Annotated in this window: 25 protein-coding genes and 1 tRNA gene; 4 read left to right on the top strand and 22 right to left on the bottom strand. The window is 68.4% G+C overall.

All coding sequences use genetic code 11. The features are described from left to right. A partial coding sequence (locus VF522_RS02705; protein ID WP_330906676.1) for a LysR family transcriptional regulator occupies positions 1 to 873 on the top strand: 873 nt, incomplete at its 5' end. A gap of 1 nt (position 874) precedes the next feature. Here the strand turns inward: VF522_RS02705 and panC are convergent. From panC to petA, 8 genes are all read right to left on the bottom strand, one after another. Then, positions 875 to 1696 carry a pantoate--beta-alanine ligase gene (gene panC, locus VF522_RS02700; protein ID WP_330906675.1) on the bottom strand — a complete coding sequence of 274 codons (822 nt, stop codon included), beginning with the start codon at positions 1694 to 1696 and terminating at the stop codon, positions 875 to 877. A gap of 7 nt (positions 1697 to 1703) precedes the next feature. After that, entirely contained in the window at positions 1704 to 2510 is an 807-nt protein-coding gene (panB, locus tag VF522_RS02695) for a 3-methyl-2-oxobutanoate hydroxymethyltransferase (protein ID WP_330906674.1), read from the bottom strand. Positions 2511 to 2750: 240 nt separating this feature from the next. Continuing rightward, positions 2751 to 2826 (bottom strand) — tRNA-Thr (locus VF522_RS02690). A gap of 92 nt (positions 2827 to 2918) precedes the next feature. Beyond that, positions 2919 to 3431: a ClpXP protease specificity-enhancing factor gene (locus tag VF522_RS02685; protein ID WP_330906673.1), complete on the bottom strand. Its 513-nt coding sequence runs from the start codon at positions 3429 to 3431 to the stop codon at positions 2919 to 2921. Between the two features lie 34 nt (positions 3432 to 3465). Then, complete coding sequence (locus VF522_RS02680; RefSeq protein WP_330906672.1) at positions 3466 to 4077, bottom strand: glutathione S-transferase N-terminal domain-containing protein; 612 nt, start codon at positions 4075 to 4077, stop codon at positions 3466 to 3468. Between the two features lie 98 nt (positions 4078 to 4175). Next, the gene (locus tag VF522_RS02675) at positions 4176 to 4931 is read right to left on the bottom strand and encodes a cytochrome c1 (protein WP_330906671.1); all 756 of its coding nucleotides are present in this window, start codon (positions 4929 to 4931) and stop codon (positions 4176 to 4178) included. Between the two features lie 19 nt (positions 4932 to 4950). Continuing rightward, positions 4951 to 6363 carry a cytochrome bc complex cytochrome b subunit gene (locus VF522_RS02670; protein WP_330906670.1) on the bottom strand — a complete coding sequence of 471 codons (1413 nt, stop codon included), beginning with the start codon at positions 6361 to 6363 and terminating at the stop codon, positions 4951 to 4953. Between the two features lie 4 nt (positions 6364 to 6367). Then, complete coding sequence (gene petA / locus VF522_RS02665) at positions 6368 to 6964, bottom strand: ubiquinol-cytochrome c reductase iron-sulfur subunit (RefSeq protein WP_330906669.1); 597 nt, start codon at positions 6962 to 6964, stop codon at positions 6368 to 6370. 120 nt (positions 6965 to 7084) lie between these two features. Between petA and mscL the strand changes: the two genes are divergently transcribed. Continuing rightward, entirely contained in the window at positions 7085 to 7522 is a 438-nt protein-coding gene (gene mscL, locus VF522_RS02660; RefSeq protein ID WP_330906668.1) for a large conductance mechanosensitive channel protein MscL, read from the top strand. A 77-nt stretch (positions 7523 to 7599) separates the two neighbouring features. On the opposite strand, the gene pdxA is transcribed toward mscL, so the two are convergent. Both pdxA and VF522_RS02650 read right to left on the bottom strand, forming a co-directional pair. Continuing rightward, positions 7600 to 8610 carry a 4-hydroxythreonine-4-phosphate dehydrogenase PdxA gene (gene pdxA / locus VF522_RS02655; RefSeq protein WP_330906667.1) on the bottom strand — a complete coding sequence of 337 codons (1011 nt, stop codon included), beginning with the start codon at positions 8608 to 8610 and terminating at the stop codon, positions 7600 to 7602. Further along, positions 8607 to 9365, bottom strand: a complete 759-nt coding sequence (locus VF522_RS02650; RefSeq protein ID WP_330906666.1) for a Nif3-like dinuclear metal center hexameric protein — start codon at positions 9363 to 9365, stop codon at positions 8607 to 8609. Before VF522_RS02650 ends, pdxA begins: the two co-directional genes overlap by 4 nt. A gap of 89 nt (positions 9366 to 9454) precedes the next feature. Between VF522_RS02650 and VF522_RS02645 the strand changes: the two genes are divergently transcribed. Both VF522_RS02645 and VF522_RS02640 read left to right on the top strand, forming a co-directional pair. Beyond that, complete coding sequence (locus VF522_RS02645) at positions 9455 to 10726, top strand: hypothetical protein (protein ID WP_330906665.1); 1272 nt, start codon at positions 9455 to 9457, stop codon at positions 10724 to 10726. Positions 10727 to 10775: 49 nt separating this feature from the next. Continuing rightward, positions 10776 to 11948 carry a trypsin-like peptidase domain-containing protein gene (locus VF522_RS02640; RefSeq protein ID WP_330906664.1) on the top strand — a complete coding sequence of 391 codons (1173 nt, stop codon included), beginning with the start codon at positions 10776 to 10778 and terminating at the stop codon, positions 11946 to 11948. 109 nt (positions 11949 to 12057) lie between these two features. Here the strand turns inward: VF522_RS02640 and tatC are convergent, their stop codons facing one another. The 12 genes from tatC to hisC form a co-directional block, all read right to left on the bottom strand. Further along, positions 12058 to 12852, bottom strand: a complete 795-nt coding sequence (gene tatC, locus VF522_RS02635; RefSeq protein WP_330906663.1) for a twin-arginine translocase subunit TatC — start codon at positions 12850 to 12852, stop codon at positions 12058 to 12060. Between the two features lie 34 nt (positions 12853 to 12886). After that, the gene (tatB, locus tag VF522_RS02630) at positions 12887 to 13336 is read right to left on the bottom strand and encodes a Sec-independent protein translocase protein TatB (RefSeq protein ID WP_330906662.1); all 450 of its coding nucleotides are present in this window, start codon (positions 13334 to 13336) and stop codon (positions 12887 to 12889) included. Between the two features lie 11 nt (positions 13337 to 13347). Beyond that, positions 13348 to 13599, bottom strand: coding sequence for a Sec-independent protein translocase subunit TatA (tatA, locus tag VF522_RS02625; protein ID WP_330906661.1), 252 nt, complete (start codon positions 13597 to 13599; stop codon positions 13348 to 13350). A gap of 95 nt (positions 13600 to 13694) precedes the next feature. Continuing rightward, a complete protein-coding gene (locus VF522_RS02620) occupies positions 13695 to 14054 on the bottom strand; it encodes a histidine triad nucleotide-binding protein (RefSeq protein WP_330906660.1) in 360 nt (119 codons plus the stop codon). Further along, positions 14051 to 14410, bottom strand: coding sequence for a hypothetical protein (locus tag VF522_RS02615; protein WP_330906659.1), 360 nt, complete (start codon positions 14408 to 14410; stop codon positions 14051 to 14053). Before VF522_RS02615 ends, VF522_RS02620 begins: the two co-directional genes overlap by 4 nt. Positions 14411 to 14429: 19 nt before the next feature. Then, on the bottom strand, positions 14430 to 14798 hold the full coding sequence (locus VF522_RS02610) for a phosphoribosyl-ATP diphosphatase (RefSeq protein ID WP_330906658.1): 369 nt from the start codon (positions 14796 to 14798) through the stop codon (positions 14430 to 14432). Continuing rightward, positions 14795 to 15193, bottom strand: coding sequence for a phosphoribosyl-AMP cyclohydrolase (gene hisI, locus VF522_RS02605; protein WP_330906657.1), 399 nt, complete (start codon positions 15191 to 15193; stop codon positions 14795 to 14797). Before hisI ends, VF522_RS02610 begins: the two co-directional genes overlap by 4 nt. Positions 15194 to 15275: 82 nt before the next feature. Continuing rightward, positions 15276 to 16055 carry an imidazole glycerol phosphate synthase subunit HisF gene (gene hisF / locus VF522_RS02600; protein WP_330906656.1) on the bottom strand — a complete coding sequence of 260 codons (780 nt, stop codon included), beginning with the start codon at positions 16053 to 16055 and terminating at the stop codon, positions 15276 to 15278. 65 nt (positions 16056 to 16120) lie between these two features. Then, complete coding sequence (gene hisA / locus VF522_RS02595) at positions 16121 to 16864, bottom strand: 1-(5-phosphoribosyl)-5-[(5-phosphoribosylamino)methylideneamino]imidazole-4-carboxamide isomerase (RefSeq protein ID WP_330906655.1); 744 nt, start codon at positions 16862 to 16864, stop codon at positions 16121 to 16123. A gap of 45 nt (positions 16865 to 16909) precedes the next feature. Next, the gene (gene hisH / locus VF522_RS02590; RefSeq protein ID WP_330906677.1) at positions 16910 to 17563 is read right to left on the bottom strand and encodes an imidazole glycerol phosphate synthase subunit HisH; all 654 of its coding nucleotides are present in this window, start codon (positions 17561 to 17563) and stop codon (positions 16910 to 16912) included. Beyond that, positions 17554 to 18141, bottom strand: a complete 588-nt coding sequence (gene hisB, locus VF522_RS02585; RefSeq protein WP_330906654.1) for an imidazoleglycerol-phosphate dehydratase HisB — start codon at positions 18139 to 18141, stop codon at positions 17554 to 17556. Before hisB ends, hisH begins: the two co-directional genes overlap by 10 nt. Then, positions 18138 to 19214, bottom strand: a complete 1077-nt coding sequence (gene hisC / locus VF522_RS02580) for a histidinol-phosphate transaminase (RefSeq protein ID WP_330906653.1) — start codon at positions 19212 to 19214, stop codon at positions 18138 to 18140. Before hisC ends, hisB begins: the two co-directional genes overlap by 4 nt. Positions 19215 to 19343: the final 129 nt, after the last annotated feature.

Below are 19343 nucleotides of genomic sequence, written 5' to 3'. Positions count from 1 at the left end.
TTCGTGCATGTCGCCGAGCAGGGTTCCCTCGCCCGCGCCACGGCGGCGACCGACCTGGCCGAATCCCTGATCAGCCGCCACATCGCCGCGCTGGAGTCGGCCTGGGGTGACCGCCTGTTCGAGCGCACCGGCCGCGGCATGGCCCTCTCGGAATTCGGGCGCCGCATGCTGCCGGAGGTGCGGGCGGCGCTGGAACAGGTGACGCGGCTCGATGCGATCGCGCGCGAATCCGCCGGCGTGCCGACCGGGACCGTGCATGTCGGCGTGCTGCCGTCGCTGGCGCGCCAGCTGCTGCCGCTGCTCTTTGCCGACCTGCGGACGACTGCGCCCGGCGTGACCCTCCATGCGGCGGAGGGCTTCAGCGGAAACCTGGACGAGCAGTTGGCCAGCGGACGGCTGGACCTCGCCGTCATCAACCGCTACGGCCCGACCCCCGGGCGCGGCGAGGAGGTGCTGGGCAGCGCGGACACCTACCTGATCGGGAAGACCGGCCAGCCGCTGCTGGCCGACGAAGGCGTCCCGCTCAAGGCGCTGACCGGCGTTCCTCTGGTCCTGCCCTCGGCGCCGAACGGGCTGCGGGCGATGCTGGACCAGCTGGCGCGCAGGCATGGCCTGCGGCTCGAGATCGTGATGGAAGTCGACAGCTCCGGGAGCATGAAGGACGTGGCGCTCAGCGGCCACGCCTACACCCTGCTGCCGCTGATGGCCGTGAAGGAGGAACTGGCCCGCGGCACCCTTGCGGCCACGCCCATCGTGAAGCCGGCGATCCGGCGCACGATCGTCCTCGCCGTCACGACGCAGCGCCCCCTGTCCCGCGCGGCCCGGCACGTCGCCGGACGCATCCGCGAGCTGGCGCCGCGGCTGGTGCGTTAGATCACACTTCGATGTTGTCGATCAGCCGCGTCTCGCCGAGGCGTGCGGCACCCAGCACGACCAGGTCATCCCCCGCCGCGGGCTGCTGCAAGTCGAGGCGCCGGCGCAGGAGGAGGTAGTCGGGCTTCCACCCCCGTTGACGGAGAGTCTCGATCGCCTCGCTCTCGATCGGGGCATGCGCCTCGCCAGCACGAGCGCGCTGCGCCATGAGCGTGAGGACGCGGTGGAGGGATACCGCCTCTTGCCGCTCCTGCGCGGACAGGTAGCCGTTGCGCGACGAGAGCGCGAGTCCATCCGCCGCGCGCTGCGTCTCGCCGGCGACGATCTCGGTCGGGAGTGCGAACTGCCGCACCATGCGGCGGATCACCATGAGCTGCTGGTAGTCCTTCTTGCCGAACACCGCCACGCGCGGCTGCACGCACTGCAGCAGCTTCATCACCACCGTGCACACGCCGGTGAAGAACCCGGGGCGGAAGTGGCCTTCCAGGATGTCGGCGATGGCCGGGTCGGGCACGATCCTGAAAGTCTGCGGGCCGGGATAGAGCTCGCCTTCGCTGGGTGCGAACAGCAGGTCGCAACCGGCGCCGGCGAGCTTGGCCGCGTCGGCCGCGAGCGTGCGCGGGTAGGTGTCGAAATCCTCGTGCGGCAGGAACTGCAGGCGATTGACGAAGACGCTCGCCACGGTGACGTCGCCGAGCGGCTTCGCCTGCCGCACCAGCGCCATGTGCCCCTCGTGCAGGTTGCCCATGGTGGGCACGAACGCCGGGCGTTGAAAGCGGGCGAGCCGATCTCGCAGCTCCGCGATGGTGTGGACGATGTGCATGGAATCCTCAGTAGCAGTGCAGGGTCGGGTCGGGGAAGGAGCCGTCCTTCACGGCCAGCACGTACTGGCGCACGGCGTCCGCGATGCCGCCCGCTCCCGCCATGAAGTCGCGGACGAACCGGGGCGGCCGCTCGGGTGCGAGCCCCAGCATGTCGTGAAGCACGAGCACCTGGCCGCTGCATCCCGGTCCGGCGCCGATGCCGATGACGGGGATCGGCAGCTCGCGCGAGATCGTCGCGCCGAGGACCGAGGGCATCAGCTCCAGCACCAGCATGGACGCGCCCGCGTCCGACAGTGCGCGGGCATCGCGGCATAGTTTGTCGGCGGCGGCATCGTCGCGGCCCTGGATGCGCCAGCCTCCCAGGGCATGCACCGACTGCGGCGTGAGCCCCAGGTGCGCGCACACCGGCACTCCCCGTTCGACCAGGAAACGCACGGTCTCGACGGTCCAGCCGCCGCCTTCCAGCTTGACCATGTGGGCACCGGCCTGCATCAAGGCAGTGGCACTGCGCAGCGCCAGCTCGCGCGACTCCTGGTAGCTGCCGAAGGGAAGGTCCCCGATCAGCCAGGCGCTGCGATTGCCGGCCGCCACGCACCGCGTGTGATAGACCATCTGCTCGAGAGTCACCGGCACGGTGCCCGGCTGGCCCTGCAGGACCATGCCGAGCGAATCCCCGACCAGGAGGCAGTCGACGCCTGCATGGTCCAGGACGCGCGCGAATGTGGTGTCGTAGCAGGTGAGCATCGCGATCTTCTCGCCGCCCGCGTGCATCTCGCGCAGGCGGTGCAAGGTCAAGGGCTTGCGAGGGCTCATGCGGGCACCTGCTTCAGGTGGGGCCGGCCCGCCCGCCGGTAGGTAGGAAACAAAGCGCGCCTCCTCGATCAGTCATGTTGCGGCGCGGCATTCTACTGTCACATGAGCGACATGTCAGAACTTTCGTGTGCTTTTCCCCTGAGGAGTTCGCCATGCGGCGCGCCACGCAAAGTGCCGTGTCGCGCTTGCGTTTTCTCGAGCGTGCGGTGGAGTGGCGCCGGGAGAATCGACGCGATGGATTGGTGCCGGTTGTCCGAATCGAACGGACGACCTTCCGCTTACAAGGCGGGTGCTCTACCAACTGAGCTAAACCGGCGATGCGGGGATTGTAGGGATCCTGTCATCCCGGGCTTGACCCGGGATCCATGGATTGCCGGGCCGAGCCCGCAACGACAAAAACCAGCCGGCTTATTTGACGCGCTTGAGCGCCGGCCGCGGGCCGCCGCCCGCGGGCGGCTTCGGGGGTTCCTGCTCCGGCGGCTTGCCGCCCTCTTCCGGCGTGACCAGCTGCACGACGCGGCCGTCGGACGGTTCGGCCGGGGCGGCCGGCACCTTCGACAGCGGCGAAGGCTGCCTCGGTTCGTCCGACGGCGTGCCCGCCACCGGCACCGGGAAGGCCATGCCCTGGCCGTTCTCGCGCGCATAGATCGCGATCACCCGGTTCACGGGGACCATGATCTCGCGCGCGGAGCCGGCAAAGCGCGCCTTGAACTCGATGAAGTCGTTGCCCAGTTTCAGCGAGCTGGTGGCGTCGTAACTGATGTTCAGCACGATCTCACCGTTCTTCACGTACTCGCGCGGCACATGCACGGAGTCGTCCACCAGCACCGCCACATACGGCGTGAAGCCGTTGTCGGTGCACCATTCGTAGAGGGCCCGTATCAGGTACGGGCGGGTGGACGTCGATTCCAGTGCGTTCATGCCTTGGCGGGTACTGCTCTGCAGGCAGTATGCCTTACTTGCGCATGACCTTTTCGGACGGGGTCAGCGCTTCAATATACGCGGGACGCGAGAAGATGCGCTCGGCATATTTCAGCAGCGGCGCCGCGTTCTTCGACAGCTCGATGCCGTAGTAATCGAGGCGCCACAGCAGCGGCGCGATCGCGACGTCGAGCATCGAGAAGTTGTCGCCCAGCATGTACTTGTTCTTCAGGAACACCGGAGCGAGCTGCGTGAGGCGGTCGCGGATGTGCGAACGCGCCTTCTCCAGCGCCTTCTCGTTGCCCTTGGAGGCGCGCGACTCGAGCGTCGACACGTGCACGAACAGTTCCTTCTCGAAGTTGAGCAGGAACAGGCGCACGCGGGCGCGGTCCACCGGGTCGCCGGGCATCAGCTGCGGATGCGGGAAGCGCTCGTCGATGTACTCGTTGATGATGTTCGACTCGTACAGGATGAGGTCGCGCTCGACCAGGATCGGGACCTGGCCGTACGGGTTCATCACGTTGATGTCTTCCGGCTTGTTGTACAGGTCGACGTCTCGGATCTCGAAATCCATGCCCTTCTCGAACAGCACGAAGCGGCAGCGATGCGAGAAGGGGCAGGTCGTGCCCGAATACAGCACCATCATCTTGAATGTCCTCTAAAAACCAAAAAGAGTGGGCGCAAAGACACCCACTCTAATCCTCGGAAGCACGCGTGTCCGGGGAGCGGACCGCGTACCCGACTTTATTTCACGTCTTTCCAGAACGCCGCGTTGAGGCGCCAGAAGATGACCGTCAGCACGGCCAGGAACATCAGCACCCAGGCGCCCACGCGCACGCGGTGGTTCTGCGAAGGCTCGCCCATCCACTGCAGGAAGCCGACGAGGTCGCCCACCGCCTGCTCGTACTGCAGCGGCGTCAGCGCGCCGGGGCTCACCTGCTTCCAGCCCTTGAAGACGTGCGTCTCGTGGCCGTGCGCCTCGATCGTGTCGAACTGCGGCTCGCGATCGCCCTGCAGCTCGTACAGCACGTGCGGCATGCCGACGTTGGGGAACGCCAGGTTGTTCCAGCCCGTGGGCTTGGCCGCGTCGCGGTAGTAGCTGCGCAGGTAGGTGTAGAGGTAGTCGGCACCGGTGCCGCCATGGCCCGAACGGGAGCGCGCGATCAGCGTCAGGTCGGGCGGGTTGCCGCCGAACCATTCCTTGGCTTCCTTCGGGTCGATGGACGACTTCATCACGTCGCCCACCTTGTCGGTGCCCACCAGCAGGTTGTCCTTGATCTGCTGCTCGGAGATGCCGATGTCCGCCAGCCGGTTGAAGCGCATGAAGGCGGCGGAGTGGCAGTTCAGGCAGTAGTTGACGAACAGCTTGGCGCCGTTCTGCAGCGCCGGCAGGTCGTTGGTGCGGTCGGGCGCCTTGTCCCAGTGGATGCCTTCGGTGGCGGCGTGGGCGCCGGCAGCGAAGCCGAAGGCGGCCAGCACGGTGAGGATCAGTTTTTTCATTTTCTCGGGCGCTCCTTCGTCAGTGCGCGGCGAAGGTGATGCGGTCGGGCACCGGCTTGAACTCGCCGAGGCGGCTCCACCACGGCATCAGCAGGAAGAAGCCGAAGTAGTAGATCGTGCCGATCTGGGCGAGCAGGGTCTTGCCGTCGGACGGCGGCTGGATGCCCAGGTAGCCGAGCACCAGGAACCAGATCACGAAGATGCCGTAGACCCACTTGTGCCAGCCCGGACGGTAGCGGATCGAGCGCACGGGGCTCTTGTCCAGCCAGGGCAGGAAGAACAGGATGATCACGGCGGCGCCCATGATCACCACGCCCCAGAACTTGGCGTCGAAGGCGAGCAGCAGCGCGATGGCGATGGCACCGGCGACCGCGACCGCGACCTTGGCCATCAGGGAAAGCCGGCTGCGCAGGAAGACGAACAGCACGGCGAGCACGACGATGGCGCAGAACACGTACACCATCACGGACGTCGTGGCGCGCAGCATCGAGTAGAACGGCGTGAAGTACCAGACCGGCGCGATGTGCGGCGGCGTCTTCAGCGGGTCGGCCGGGATGAAGTTGTTGTACTCCAGGAAGTAGCCGCCCAGTTCCGGCGCGAAGAAGATGATCGCGCTGAACACCATCAGGAACACGCCCACGCCCATCATGTCGTGCACGCTGTAGTACGGATGGAAGGGGATGGCGTCCACCGAGAAGCCGTTGGCGGCCTTCGGGTAGTCCTTCGCCTTGATGTCGATGCCGTCCGGGTTGTTGGAGCCGACGTCGTGCAGCGCGAACAGGTGCGCCACGACCAGGCCGATCAGCACCAGCGGGATCGCGATCACGTGGAAGCTGAAGAAGCGGTTCAGCGTCGCATCGGACACCACGTAGTCGCCGCGGATCAGCAGGGCGAGGTCGTGGCCGACGAAGGGCACGGCGGCGAACAGGTTCACGATCACCTGCGCGCCCCAGTAGGACATCTGGCCCCACGGGAGCAGGTAGCCGAAGAAGGCCTCGGCCATCAGCATCAGGAAGATCAGGCAGCCGAAGATCCACACCAGCTCGCGCGGCTTGCGGTAGCCGCCGTAGATCAGCGCCTTGAACATGTGGAGGTAGACCACGATGAAGAAGGCCGATGCACCGGTGGAGTGCATGTAGCGGATCAACCAGCCCCACGGCACGTCGCGCATGATGTACTCGACGGAGGCGAAGGCGACGGCCGCGTCCGGCTTGTAGTGCATCACCAGGAAGATGCCGGTGACGATCTGGATCACCAGCACCAGCAGCGCCAGCGAGCCGAAGAAGTACCAGAAGTTGAAGTTCTTCGGAGCGTAGTACTCCGACATGTGGACCTTGTAGGCGTCGAACGCGGTCGGGAACCGGTTGCGCAGCCAGTTGTCCAGCTTGGCCGGCGCGGAGGCGTTCGGCGAGATTTCCTTGAATTCAGCCATGGGTTCAGGCCTTCTTGTCTTCGCCGATCACCAGGCGCGTGTCCGACAGGTACATGTGCGGGGGCACTTCCAGGTTGTCGGGGGCGGGCTTGTTCTTGTAGACGCGGCCGGCCAGGTCGAAGGTCGAACCGTGGCAGGGGCAGAGGAAGCCGCCCTGCCAGTCGTCCGGCAGCGAGGGCTGCGGCCCGGACTGCAGGCGGTCGGTGGGCGAGCAGCCCAGGTGCGAGCAGATGCCCACGGCGACGAAGTACTCGGGCTTGATCGAGCGGCCCTCGTTCTTCGCGTAGTCCGGCGTGGGGTAGGCCGTGCGGTCGGACTTCGGGTCGGCCAGCTGGCCGTCGTTCTTCGGCAGGGCGGCGACCTGCTCCGGCGTGCGGCGCAGGATCCACACGGGCTTGCCGCGCCATTCGACCGTCATCTTCTCGCCGGGACGCAGCGCGGAGATGTCGACTTCGACGGGGGCACCGGCGGCCTTGGCGCGCTCGGAAGGCTCGAAGCTGCTGACGAAGGGGACGGCAACGAAGCCTGCGCCCACCGCGCCCGCGCAACCGGAGGCGATCAGCCAGGTCCGCTTGCTGGCGTCGACCGTGGAGTTGCTCATGGGGTCCTCAAGGATCTCTGCTGTTTAGCCAACCGGCGATTGTAGCGGGTCGTGTATGGGGGATTCCAGCCGGGCCCCGTGCTGCATACTGCGCCCGTTCCAATGGAGAGGAGCGGCCCAATGAAACTGCTGCAGGAGTTTCGCGAATTCGCGATCAAGGGGAACGTGGTCGACCTCGCGGTCGGCGTGATCATCGGCGCGGCGTTCGGCAAGATCGTCGATTCGCTGGTCGGCGACGTCGTCATGCCGGTCATCGCCCGCATCGTCGGCAAGCTGGATTTCTCCAGCCTGTTCGTGGTGCTGGCGCAACCACCGGCGGGCACGCCGATGACGCTGGAGGCGCTGAAGAAGGCCGGCGTCCCCGTGCTGGCCTGGGGCAACTTCGTCACCGTGGCCCTGAACTTCGTGATCCTCGCCTTCATCATCTTCCTGATGGTGCGGGCCATCAACCGCCTGCGCCGGCAGGCCGGGCCGCCCGAGGTGGCGGCCGAACCGGCGCCGCCGCCGGAAGACGTGCTGCTGCTGCGCGAGATCCGCGACAGCCTGCGCGCGCGCTAGAGTCTTGTAGGCTGGGGTGGAACCCCAGCGGTGCGCGGAACCGCTGGGCTTGCACCCCAGCCTACGTCGCACTCCGTCTACGAGCGAACCAGCTTCCTCGCCATCGCCACGGCCTCCAGCAGGCTCGAAGCATCCGCCTTGCCGCTGCCCGCGATGTCGAACGCGGTGCCGTGATCCGGGCTCGTGCGCACCAGCGGCAGCCCCAGGGTGACGTTCACGCCCTTCTCCACCCCCAGGTACTTCACCGGGATCAGCCCCTGGTCGTGGTACATCGCGACCACCGCGTCGAACTCGCCGCGGCGTGCGCGCATGAAGACGGTGTCGGGCGCGAACGGCCCTGTCGCCCGGATGCCACGGGCCTGCGCCGCCTGGATCGCGGGCACGATGGTGTCGATCTCCTCGCGGCCGAACAGCCCGCCCTCGCCCGCATGCGGATTGAGGCCCGCCACCGCGATGCGCGGCCGCGTGCCGAGCGTCGCCGTGAGCGCCTCGTCGGTGATGCGCAGGGTCTCCAGCACCTGGTCGAAGGTGACGGCATCGAGCGCCGCGCGCAGCGCCACGTGGATGCTCACCAGCACAGTGCGCAGTTCGTCGTTGGCCAGCATCATGCGCACCGGCATGCGATCCAGCGGCACGCCCGCGTGGGCGGCAGCCTCGGCCTGCAGCAGCTCGGTGTGACCGGGGTAAGGCAGGCCGGCCGCGGACAGCGCTTCCTTGTGCAGCGGCGCGGTGACCACCGCGGCCACTTCGCCGCGCAGCGCGGCGCGCGTCGCCCACAGCACCGCATCGGCCGCCATGCGGCCGGCGGCGGCGCTCACCTGGCCCAGCGGCGGCAACGTGCGCGCCGGCTCGCCCACCTGCAGCACGGGGATGCAGCGCGGCGGGACGTCCGCCGCTTCGGCCGGCGACGCGATGCGGGCAATGGCGAGTGGCGGGTGGGCGACGACGGCCGCTCCGCGCCGCAGGCATTCCACATCGCCCGCGACGAAGCAGCCCGCCATCGCCGCCGGCTGCTGCCGCCAGGCCTTGGCGATGATCTCCGGGCCGATCCCGGCGGGATCGCCCATCGTCACGGCGAAGCATTTCATGCCGGGTTGTCCACGTCCACGAACTCGTGCGCCAGCCCCAGCTCGCGCGCCACGTGTTCCGCGACCGCCGGTGCGCCGTAGCGCTCGGTCGCGTGGTGCCCGCAGGCGATGAAGCTCACGCCGCATTCGCGCGCGTAGTGCGCCTGCGGCTCGGAGATCTCGCCGGTCAGGAAGGCCTGCGCGCCGGCCGCGATCGCCGCCTCGAAGTACGACTGCGCGCCGCCCGTGCACCAGGCGATGCGCTGCAGCGGCCCGCGCGCGCCCGCGACCGAGATGACCGGCCGGCCCAGCACCTTGCGCACGTGCACGGCGAGCGCCTCGGTGTCGGTGAAGACCGCGCCGTCGCCGCGCCCGCCGAGGAAGCCGAGGTCCTGCTCGCCGAAGCGCCCGGTGGCGACCAGCCCCAGCTGCCGGCCGAACTGCGCGTTGTTCCCCAGCTCCGGGTGCGCGTCCAGCGGCAGGTGGTAGGCGAACAGGTTGATGTCGTGCGCCAGCAGCAGCGCCAGGCGCTGCTTCATCCAGCCGGTCACGCGGCCGTCCTGCCCGCGCCAGAACAGGCCGTGGTGCACGAACACCGCATCGGCGCCGCGGGCGACGGCCGCCTCGATCAGCGCCCGGCTCGCGGTGACGCCGGAGACGATCTTGCGCACCTGCTCGCGCCCCTCCACCTGCAGGCCGTTGGGCCCGTAGTCCTTGAAGCGCTCGGGGGCGAGCAGGGTGTCGAAGGCTTGCTGGAGGTCTTGCCGGGAACGCATGGGGAATAGGGCACAAATCCAGCCCCCATTCTGCTACGGCGGCCACGGCCGGCCCGGGACCACCATCACGGCCGCTGAGAGGAGCCGCGATGAACGTGCAGTCGCTGATCGTGTGGAGCATGGCCCTGGGGGCGATCGCCGCCGTCGCGGTGGCGCGCGCGGGCGACCTGCTCGCGCGGCCGAGCGTGTCGCAGCTGCGGGCGGTCAGCTATCACCTGAGCGTGCTCCTGCTGGTGCTCGTCCTGAGCGGCGTGCTGCACAAGGCAGGCGCCACGGGCGGCGGGCGGCTGCAGATGCTGCAGGTGCTCGCCGGCCCCCTGTGCGTGGCCCTGTCCAATTTCTGGATCCACGGCTGGCTGGGCGCGGCCCACCGCGACCGCTTCATGGCCGCGGCCTTGCGCCTGTCCGCGCTGGCGCTGCCGCTGCTCGCGGTCGCCGCCCTCTGGCTGCCGGCGCACCAGCGCCTGCCCGCGGCCGCGGCCCTGGCCGTGGGCGGCAGCGCCCTCACCTGCTGGCTCACCTTCCGCGCCTGGACCTTCGGCGACCGGCTGGCGCTCGCCATGGCACTGGGCTGCCTGCTCACGCTGCCGGCCCTGGCGGGCCTGTACGCACTGGCCATGCGCCTGGGCCAGTGGGGCTGGCCGGCGCAGGCGGCGGTCGCGGCCTGCGCCGCCTTCAGCAACGGGTTGACCGGCGCGGTGCTGTGGCGCCGCGAGCGCCACGAATGGCGCACCCGCGAGCGCGGCAGCGTGCCGGCGGTGGACCCCGTCACCAAGTTGTACAGCAGCGCGGCGCTGGTGCACCGGCTGGTCGAGTCGCAGCGCCGCCGCGGGCGCACCCGGCGCGACGGCGCCCTGCTCGCCGTCACGATCTTCGATGCCGAACGCGTGACGGCCCTGGTGGGCGGCGCCGGACTCAACGAAGCCTGGATGACGATCGCGGCGCGCATCCAGCGGCAGGTCGGCGTGGTCAACCCGGTGGGCCGCTACTGGGAGCGCTGCTTCGTCGCGCTGGTGGAGGCCATCCCGGCGCCGGTGGCGCTGCGCGGCCTGGGCCTGCGGCTGGCGGCCAGCGTGCGCCGGCCGGTCGAAGTGACCGGCCGCGGCGGCGAGCCGGTGCAGGTGCGCTTCGACGTGGGCGTGGGCATCGTGCACCTGCGCGCCCGGCACGCGGAGGCGGAGGACGTGCTGGACGAAGCGCAGCGCCTGGCCGAGGCCGCCCGGGCGATGCGCTCGCGGGCGGCGATCGTCGATCCCGCGAGCCGGGCCATCGTGCCGGCGGAACAGGCCCAATTCGGCCGCCGGCACCTGCCGCCCGAACCCGGCCACAACGTCGTGCCCCTGCACCGCGCCGCGGGCTGACCGGCAGGCCGGGGAGGCATAAACTCGGGCTTTCCCCTATCGGAACGACATGCGACGTTTCTGGCTGGTCTTCTCCCAAGCCGTCACCGTGCTGCTGGCGGCGTACTTCGTGGTCCTCACGATGAAGCCGGAATGGCTGCAGCAGCGCCCGGTGACTTCCGCCAGCACCGGCGTCGCGCTGAGCGAGGCGCCCCAGCAGCCCAACGCGCCGCCGCCTCCCGGCAGTTTCCGGCAGGCGGCGCAGAAGGCCTCGGCGGCGGTGGTGAGCATCAACACGCTGAAGGCCGGCGAGAAGCCCTCCTCCAACGACCCGTGGTTCCGCTTCTTCTTCGGCGACCAGGGCGGCGTGCCGCAAAGCGGCCTGGGCAGCGGCGTCATCATCAGCCCCGACGGCTTCATCCTCACCAACAACCACGTGGTGGAAGGCGCGACCGAGATCGAGGTGACCCTCAACGACAGCCGCAAGACGCGCGGCAAGATCATCGGCACCGATCCCGAGACCGACCTCGCGATCCTGAAGGTCGCGCTCGACCGGCTGCCCGTGGTCACCCTCGGCAACTCGGACGCCCTGCAGGTGGGCGACCAGGTGCTGGCGATCGGCAACCCCTTCGGCGTCGGCCTCACGGTCACCAGCGGCATCGTCAGCGCGCTGGGACGCAACCAGCTGGGCATCAACACCTTCGAGAACTTCATCCAGACGGATGCGGCGATCAACCCCGGCAACTCGGGCGGCGCGCTGGTCGACGTCAACGGCAACCTGATGGGGATCAACACCGCGATCTACTCGCGCTCCGGCGGCAGCATGGGCATCGGCTTCGCGATCCCCGTGTCGACCGCCAAGCTGGTGCTGGAAGGCATCGTGAAGGACGGCGTGGTGACGCGCGGCTGGATCGGCGTCGAGCCCGCCGACCTCTCGCCCGAGCTGATGGAGACCTTCGGCGTGAAGGCCCGCAAGGGCGTGCTGATCACCGGCGTGCTGCAGAACGGCCCGGCCGCGCAGGCCGGCATCCGCCCCGGCGACGTCGTGGCGCAGGTGGGCGGCAAGGACGTCGCCAACGTGTCGGAGCTGCTGTCCACCGTGGCGGCGCTCAAGCCCGGCACGCCCACGCAGTTCAAGGTGCAGCGCCGCGACGACACGGTCGAGGCCACCGTCACCCCGGGCCGCCGGCCGAAGCCCAAGCCGCAGAACGGGCAGGCGGTGCCGGGACTGCCGGGACGCTGATACGGTCATTCCCGCGGAGGCGGGAATCCAGAGCTTCCAAAGCGAAAGCGGCGTACTGCGCCGCTTTTTCTCGATGCCCTGGATCCCCGCCTGCGCGGGGATGACGAAATCAGGGCTTCGCGCCTTCGCCCGCTTCCTCCGGCGCCTTGGTGTGCTTGATGAACACCTGCGCCGCCCAGATGCCCGCCTCGTACAGCAGGCACATGGGCAGGGCCAGCGCCAGCTGCGACACGACGTCCGGCGGCGTGATCACGGCGGCGATGATGAAGGCCAGCACGACGAAGTAGCCGCGGAATTCCTTCAGCTTCTCCACCGACACCAGGCCCATGCGGGCCAGCACGACCACCACGATCGGCACCTCGAAGGCGGCGCCGAAGGCGAGGAACATGGTCAGCACGAAACTGAGGTAGGCCTCGATGTCCGGCGCGGCGGTGATGCTCTTGGGCGCGAAGCTCTGGATGAAGGAGAACACCTGCCCGAACACGAAGAAGTAGCAGAAGGACACCCCGATGAAGAACAGGATGGTGCTGGAGACCACCAGCGGCAGCACCAGCTTCTTCTCGTGCGAATAGAGCCCCGGCGCCACGAAGGCCCACACCTGCCACAGCACCACCGGCAGCGCGATCAGGAAGGCCGCCATCAGCAGGATCTTCAGCGGCACGATGAAGGGCGAGATCACCGAGGTGGCGATCAGCGTGGCGCCCTTGGGCAGGTGCGCCACGAGCGGCGCGGCCAGGATGTCGTACAGGGCCGCGGGCCCGGGCCAGATCGCGAGCACGCCGGCGACGACCGCGATCGCGATGGTCGCCTTGATCAGCCGGTCGCGCAGCTCGATGAGGTGCGAAACGAAGGGCTGCTCGGTGCCGGCCAGCTCGTCGTCCTGGTCGTTGGGAGTGGTGGACATAGGGGAACGGCCGCCGGCGCTGCCGGCCCCGCTTTCAGTTGAACTTCTGCGGGCGGTACTTTGCCACACGCGCGGCGCCGGACAGCGCGCGGGTGCGCACGCCGGTGCGGGCCTTGTACCAGTGCGGCACGGCGCCCTGCTTCACGCGCCACTTCTTCTTCGGGTGCTTGTATTCCGGGAAGGCGGGCGGCTCCGCGAGCGCCGTGGTGGTGGCGTCCTGCCACTGCTTCTCGAAATCGGAAGCGGCGGTGGACACCGAGGTCTCGACGTCGCGCGCGGCGCTTTCGACCGTCTCCTTCATCTTCTTGAGCTCGTCGAGCTCCATGGAGCGGTTCACTTCGGCCTTGACGTCGTTCACGTAGCGCTGGGCCTTGCCCAGCAACGTGCCCACCGTCCGCGCCACGCGCGGAAGTTTCTCCGGCCCGATCACGATGAGGGCCACGGCGCCGATCAGCGCCATCTTGGAGAGGCCGAGGTCGAGCACGCTTTACCGGATCAGGACTTGTTGCGGGCTTCGACGTCGATGGTCGTCTTGTCCGCGGGCGCGGCGGACGGGCCCTGCGAGGCCGTGACCTGGCTGGCCGGGGGCACCGGGGTGTCCGGCTGGCTGCCGTCCTTCATGCCGTCCTTGAAGCCCTTGACGGCGCCGCCCAGGTCGGTGCCGATGTTCTTCAGCTTCTTGGTGCCGAAGACGAGCACGACGATCAGCAGGACGACCAGCCAGTGCCAGATGGAAAAGGAACCCATGGATTTCTCCTGTAATACGGCTCGGATTCTAGTCGGGCAGGGAAGTTCATCCCTGCGGCCGGGCATTCCGTGAAAGGTTGTGGACCTTCAGCCCTTCAACCCTTCAACCAGGGCCGCGGGCCGCCGATCACGTGGACGTGCAGGTGCGGCACTTCCTGGCCGCCGTCGCCGCCGGTGTTGATCACCACGCGGAAGCCGCCCTCGGGATACGGCCGGGTGCCTTCCTGCTTCGCCAGCCTGGGCACCAGGCTCATCATCTTGCCCAGCAGGGGGGCGTGCTTGTCCTCCACGTGCGCCATGGAGGCGATGTGCTCCTTCGGCACGAGCAGGAAGTGCACCGGCGCCCAGGGATGGATGTCGTGGAAGGCGACGATCTCGTCGTCCTCGTAGACCTTCTTCGCGGGGATCTTGCCTTCGGCGATCTTGCAGAAGATGCAGTTGGGATCGGAGCTCATACCGGAGGGACCTGTTGGTCGTTGAAGCGCAGCCAGCCGCGCAGGTAGCGATAGAGGTACCAGGCGCCGATCACCATCCAGGCGAGCGCGCCGGGAATCCACAGCAGCAGCCACAGCGGCGAGGTCAGCACCAGCCAGAGCACGGCCCACCAGAAGGTGCGGATCATGTAGTCGTGGTGCCGCGCGTAGAGCGGGTCGCCCTCGTCCGATCGCTTGACGTAGTTGATGATCACGGCGACCACCGACAGCGTCCACATCGTGAAGGGCGCGATCGTGTGCAGCGCGTACAGCACGTGCATCACGGTCCGGTCGCCGGGGCTCTTGTCGTCCAGGGTGGCGTAGTCGGTCTCGGCCATGCGGGTGCCTCCGGGTGGGTCAGTCGCCGTTGTCCTCGCGGGCCTGCGCCTTGCGCAAGGCCTTCTCTTCGAGCCCGCTCAGGCCCTCGCGGCGCGTGAGCTCCGCGATCACGTCCGCCGGCCGCAGGCCGTAGTGCGCGAGCGCGATCATGCTGTGGAACCAGAGGTCGGCCACTTCGCCGACCAGCTTCTGGCGGTCGCCGCCGTGGTCGACGTCCTTGGCGGCCATCACGACCTCGGTGGCCTCCTCGCCGATCTTCTTCAGGAAGGCGTCGGGGCCCTTGTGCAGCAGGCGCGCCACGTAGCTCGCGTCGGGGTTGCCGCCGGCGCCAGGCTTGCGGCTGTCGATCACCTGCGCCAGGCGCTCCAGCGGGTCGGGTGCGGTCATGCGGGATTCGGGTAGATGGTGGACGGGTCCTTCAGCACGGGCTCGACCGCCTGCCAGGCGCCATCGCGGTACACGTGGAAGAAGCAGCTGTGGCGGCCGGTGTGGCAGGCGATCGAGGGATCGTGACCGAGCTGCGTCACCTTCAGCAGGACCACGTCGTTGTCGCAGTCCAGGCGGATCTCGTGGACCTGCTGCACGTGGCCGGACTCCTCGCCCTTGAACCACAGCTTGCCGCGCGACCGGCTGAAGTAGACGGCGCGGCCGGTCTCGGCGGTCTTCGCCAGCGCCTCACGGTCCATCCAGGCGAACATCAGCACGTCGCCGGTGGATGCCTCCTGCGCGATCACGGGGACGAGGCCTTTCTCGTCCCATTTCACTTCCGATAGCCAGTCCATGGCCGTATTGTCCACCAACGTCATCCCCGCGGAGGCGGGGATCCAGGGCGCCCTGGGTTCCCGCCTTCGCGGGAATGACAGCTCAGAGCCGTACCGGGATCCCCCGCTCGGCCATGCGCGCCTTGGCTTGCGCGACGGTGTATTCGCCGTAGTGGAAGATGCTGGCGGCCAGCACGGCGTCCGCCCCGCCCTTCTGGATGCCGTCGGCGAGGTGGTCGAGGTTGCCGACGCCGCCGGAGGCGATCACCGGCACCGTCACCGCGTCGCTCACCGCGCGCGTGAGTTCCAGGTCGAAGCCGGACTTGGTGCCGTCGCGGTCCATGCTGGTGAGCAGGATCTCGCCGGCGCCGCGCCGCGCCATGTCGGCGGCCCAGGCCACGGCGTCGAGGCCGGTGTTGCGGCGCCCGCCGTGGCTGTACACGTCCCAGCCGGGCCCGCGCGTGGCGGCATCCTCGGGGCTGCGCCGCTTGGCGTCGATCGCCACCACGATGCACTGCGCGCCGTAGCGGGCCGAAGCCGCGGAGATCACGTCCGGGTTGGCGATGGCGGCGGAGTTGAAGCTGGTCTTGTCGGCGCCGGCATTGAGCAGGCGGCGCACGTCTTCGACGGTGCGCACGCCGCCGCCGACGGTCAGCGGGATGAACACCTGCGAGGCGACCGCCTCGATGATGTGCAGGATCAGGTCGCGGCCGTCGCTGGTGGCGGTGATGTCCAGGAAGGTGAGTTCGTCGGCGCCCTGCTCGTTGTAGCGCGCGGCGATCTCCACCGGGTCGCCGGCATCGCGCAGCTCCACGAAGTTGACGCCCTTGACGACGCGGCCGCCGGTGACGTCGAGGCAGGGGATGATGCGTTTGGCGAGCATGTTTGCGTTGGGCGTTGGGCGTTGGGCGTTCAGCGTGGTTCCGCTCAACGCTCAACCCTCAACGCTCAACCTCCGTTCAATTCGTCCGCCCGCGCCTGGGCCTTGGCGAAATCGAGGTCGCCCGAGTAGATCGCGCGGCCGGCGATCACGCCCTCGATGCCCTCGTCCTCCACGGCGCACAGGGCCTCGATGTCCTTCATGGACGACAGGCCGCCGGAGGCGATGACCGGGATGGACAGCGACTGCGCCAGCTTCACCGTGGCGTCGATGTTGATGCCGGTGAGCATGCCGTCGCGGCCGATGTCGGTGTAGATGATGGATTCGACGCCCCAATCCTCGAACTTCCTGGCGAGATCGACGACTTCGTGGCCGGTCAGTTTGCTCCAGCCGTCGGTGGCCACCTTGCCGTCCTTCGCGTCGAGGCCGACGATGATGTGGCCGCCGAAGGCCGTGCAGGCGTCCTTCAGGAATCCGGGGTTCTTCACCGCGGCGGTGCCGATGATCACGTAGCGCAGGCCGCCGTCGATGTATCGCTCGATCGTGTCGAGGTCGCGGATGCCGCCCCCGAGCTGCACCGGGATCTCGTCGCCCACCGCCTTGAGGATGGAGCGCACGGCGTTGAAGTTCTGCGGCTTGCCGGCGAAGGCGCCGTTGAGGTCGACGAGGTGGAGCCGGCGGGCACCGCGCTGCAGCCAGGTCTTCGCCATGGCGGCGGGATCCTCGCTGAAGGTGGTGGCCTGGTCCATGTCGCCTTGTTTCAGGCGTACGCAGTGGCCGTCTTTCAGGTCGATGGCGGGAATCAGGAGCATGGAGGTTTGGACAGCTGGAGCTGGGGAGACCGCTTTCCGCGGCGGTCAGGGATTCCAGTGCAGGAAGTTGCGATAGAGCATGAGGCCCTGGTCGGCGCTTTTCTCGGGGTGGAACTGGGTCGCAAAAATATTATCGCGAGCCACCGCACAGGTAAAGCGGACGCCGTACTCGGATTCCCCGACGCTGTGGCGCGGGTCCGACGGCCTGGCATAGAAGCTGTGCACGAAATAGAACCAGCCGTCGTCGGGCACGCCGGCCCACATCGGGTGCGGCTGCGCCTGGCGGACCCGGTTCCAGCCCATTTGCGGCACCTTGTAACGGCTGCCATCGGGCTGCAGCTGCCCCGCGAGCTGGAAGCGCACGACGTCGCCGTGGACGAGGCCGAGGCCGCCGGTGGGGCCTTCCTCGCTGCGATCGAGCAGCATCTGCATGCCGACGCAGACGCCGAACAGCGGCTTGCTCGCCGCCGCTTCCAGCACCGATTCCAGCAGGCCGGAGTCGCGCAGCTCGCGCATGCAGTCGGGCATCGCGCCCTGCCCCGGCAGGACGACGCGCTCGGCGGCACGCACTTCTTCGGGGCGCGAGGTCACGATGGCGCGGATCGATGGATCCTGCGCCGCCACGTGCTGCACCGCCTGCGACACCGATCGCAGGTTGCCCATGCCGTAGTCGACGACCGCGACAGTCCTCAAAGCGATCCCTTTGTCGAAGGAATGGTGCCGGCCGCGCGCGGATCGAGCTCCAGCGCCGCGCGCAGCGCGCGGGCGAAGGCCTTGAATACCGTCTCGCACTGGTGATGCGCGTTCTCGCCCTTGAGGTTGTCCACGTGCAGGGTCACGAAAGCGTGGTTGCAGAAGCCCTGGAAGAACTCGTGCGCCAGCTGGGTGTCGAAGGTGCCGATCATGCCGCTCTTGAAGGGCACGTTCATGACCAGGCCGGGACGGCCGGAGAAGTCGATCACCACGCGCGACAGCGCCTCGTCCAGGGGGACGTAGGCATGGCCGTAGCGGCGGATGCCCTTCTTGTCGCCCACCGCCCTGTAGACCGCCTGGCCCAGGGTGATGCCGACGTCCTCCACCGTGTGGTGGCCGTCGATGTGCAGGTCGCCCTTGGCGTCGATCTCGAGGTCGATCAGGCCGTGGCGGGCGATCTGGTCGAGCATGTGGTCGAAGAAGCCGATGCCGGTGGCGAGCTTCGCCTCGCCGGTGCCATCGAGGTTGACCCGGACGGTGATCTGCGTTTCCGCCGTGTTGCGAGTGACTTCTGCGGTTCTCATAGGGTGGACTGCAGGGCGGCGAGCATCTGCGTGTTCTCTTCGGGGGTGCCGACGGTCAGGCGCAGGCACCCGGCCAGCAATGGGTGCATTCTAGAAACGTTCTTGACCAGCACCTTGCGGGCTTTCATGCCCTCGAAGCTGCGCGCCGCATCGGGAACGCGCACCAGGATCATGTTGGCGTCGCTGGGCCAGGTCTTCAGGCCCATTTCCTTCAGCGCCTTCTGCAGGCGCTCGCGCTCGCGCTTCAGGCCGGCGGCCTGGGCCGCGAACACGTCCTCGTGCTCCAGCGCGAACAGGGCGGCCTCGCTATTGAGCACGCTGATGTTGTACGGCGGCCGCACCTTGTCCACCTGCGCGACCAGTTCGGCGCGACCGAGCATGTACCCGATGCGCACGCCGGCCAGGCCGAACTTGCTCAGGGTGCGCATCAGGAGCACGTGTTCGTGCTTCGTGATCCGGTCCAGGTAGCTGCGGCTGGAGAAAGGCTGGTAGGCCTCGTCGATCACCACCAGGCCGGGCGCCGCCTCGACGATCTTCTCGATCGTCGCGTCGTTCCAGAGGTTGGCCGTGGGGTTGTTCGGATAGGCGAGGTAGACGATGGCGGGCTGCTCGCGCCCGATCGCGTCGAGCATCGCCTTCTCGTCCAGCTCGAAGTCGGGCGTGAGGTCGACGCCCACGAACTTCAGGCCCTGCAGCTGCGCGCTCATGGCGTACATGACGAAGCCCGGGAGCGGAGCGAGGATCGTGGCACCCGGCACGTCGCAGGCCATGGCCAGCAGCGAGATCAGTTCGTCCGAGCCGTTGCCCAGCATCAGGTCGAAGCCGGCCGGCACCTGCGCATGCCTGGCCAGCGCCGCGCGGAGGTCGTCGACGCGCTCGCCCGGATAGCGGTTCAGCGCCACTTCGGCGAGACGTTCGCCCAGCTCCCTGCGCAGCTCCGGCGGCAGCCGGTGCGGGTTCTCCATGGCATCCAGCTTGACCATGCCCCGGGAGTCCTGGATGGCATAGGCATGCATGCCCTGCACGTCCTGCCGGATGCGGGTGGCGATCAGTTGGTCGAGGCGGGAGGTCATGGATTGCGAAGAAAGAACTTCCGGACGCAGAGGACGCGAAAGATACGCAGAGGGCGCAAAAGGGAACCAATTATCCCTTTTCTTCTTTTTTGCGTCCTCTGCGTACCCTTTGCGCCCTCTGCGTCCGGG

The organism is Ramlibacter sp. (assembly GCF_036383835.1).
In the GTDB taxonomy this organism is placed as follows: Bacteria; Pseudomonadota; Gammaproteobacteria; order Burkholderiales; family Burkholderiaceae_C; genus Ramlibacter.
Note: the sequence above shows the minus strand (reverse complement) of the source record. Positions and strands in the feature narration are given on the sequence as shown.

Coding starts and splice junctions, on each gene's coding strand:
- hisA (WP_330906655.1), bottom strand. CDS start 16,864: ATGCTCCTGATTCCCGCCATCGACCTGAAAGACGGCCACTGCGTACGC.
- hisB (WP_330906654.1), bottom strand. CDS start 18,141: ATGAGAACCGCAGAAGTCACTCGCAACACGGCGGAAACGCAGATCACC.
- tatA (WP_330906661.1), bottom strand. CDS start 13,599: ATGGGTTCCTTTTCCATCTGGCACTGGCTGGTCGTCCTGCTGATCGTC.
- VF522_RS02645 (WP_330906665.1), top strand. CDS start 9,455: ATGAACGTGCAGTCGCTGATCGTGTGGAGCATGGCCCTGGGGGCGATC.
- VF522_RS02680 (WP_330906672.1), bottom strand. CDS start 4,077: ATGATGGTGCTGTATTCGGGCACGACCTGCCCCTTCTCGCATCGCTGC.
- VF522_RS02685 (WP_330906673.1), bottom strand. CDS start 3,431: ATGAACGCACTGGAATCGACGTCCACCCGCCCGTACCTGATACGGGCC.
- VF522_RS02615 (WP_330906659.1), bottom strand. CDS start 14,410: ATGGCCGAGACCGACTACGCCACCCTGGACGACAAGAGCCCCGGCGAC.
- hisC (WP_330906653.1), bottom strand. CDS start 19,214: ATGACCTCCCGCCTCGACCAACTGATCGCCACCCGCATCCGGCAGGAC.
- petA (WP_330906669.1), bottom strand. CDS start 6,964: ATGAGCAACTCCACGGTCGACGCCAGCAAGCGGACCTGGCTGATCGCC.
- hisF (WP_330906656.1), bottom strand. CDS start 16,055: ATGCTCGCCAAACGCATCATCCCCTGCCTCGACGTCACCGGCGGCCGC.
- VF522_RS02610 (WP_330906658.1), bottom strand. CDS start 14,798: ATGACCGCACCCGACCCGCTGGAGCGCCTGGCGCAGGTGATCGACAGC.
- VF522_RS02640 (WP_330906664.1), top strand. CDS start 10,776: ATGCGACGTTTCTGGCTGGTCTTCTCCCAAGCCGTCACCGTGCTGCTG.
- VF522_RS02670 (WP_330906670.1), bottom strand. CDS start 6,363: ATGGCTGAATTCAAGGAAATCTCGCCGAACGCCTCCGCGCCGGCCAAG.
- panB (WP_330906674.1), bottom strand. CDS start 2,510: ATGAGCCCTCGCAAGCCCTTGACCTTGCACCGCCTGCGCGAGATGCAC.
- tatC (WP_330906663.1), bottom strand. CDS start 12,852: ATGTCCACCACTCCCAACGACCAGGACGACGAGCTGGCCGGCACCGAG.
- hisI (WP_330906657.1), bottom strand. CDS start 15,193: ATGGACTGGCTATCGGAAGTGAAATGGGACGAGAAAGGCCTCGTCCCC.
- VF522_RS02675 (WP_330906671.1), bottom strand. CDS start 4,931: ATGAAAAAACTGATCCTCACCGTGCTGGCCGCCTTCGGCTTCGCTGCC.
- VF522_RS02650 (WP_330906666.1), bottom strand. CDS start 9,365: ATGCGTTCCCGGCAAGACCTCCAGCAAGCCTTCGACACCCTGCTCGCC.
- pdxA (WP_330906667.1), bottom strand. CDS start 8,610: ATGAAATGCTTCGCCGTGACGATGGGCGATCCCGCCGGGATCGGCCCG.
- VF522_RS02620 (WP_330906660.1), bottom strand. CDS start 14,054: ATGAGCTCCGATCCCAACTGCATCTTCTGCAAGATCGCCGAAGGCAAG.
- panC (WP_330906675.1), bottom strand. CDS start 1,696: ATGCACATCGTCCACACCATCGCGGAGCTGCGAGATCGGCTCGCCCGC.
- mscL (WP_330906668.1), top strand. CDS start 7,085: ATGAAACTGCTGCAGGAGTTTCGCGAATTCGCGATCAAGGGGAACGTG.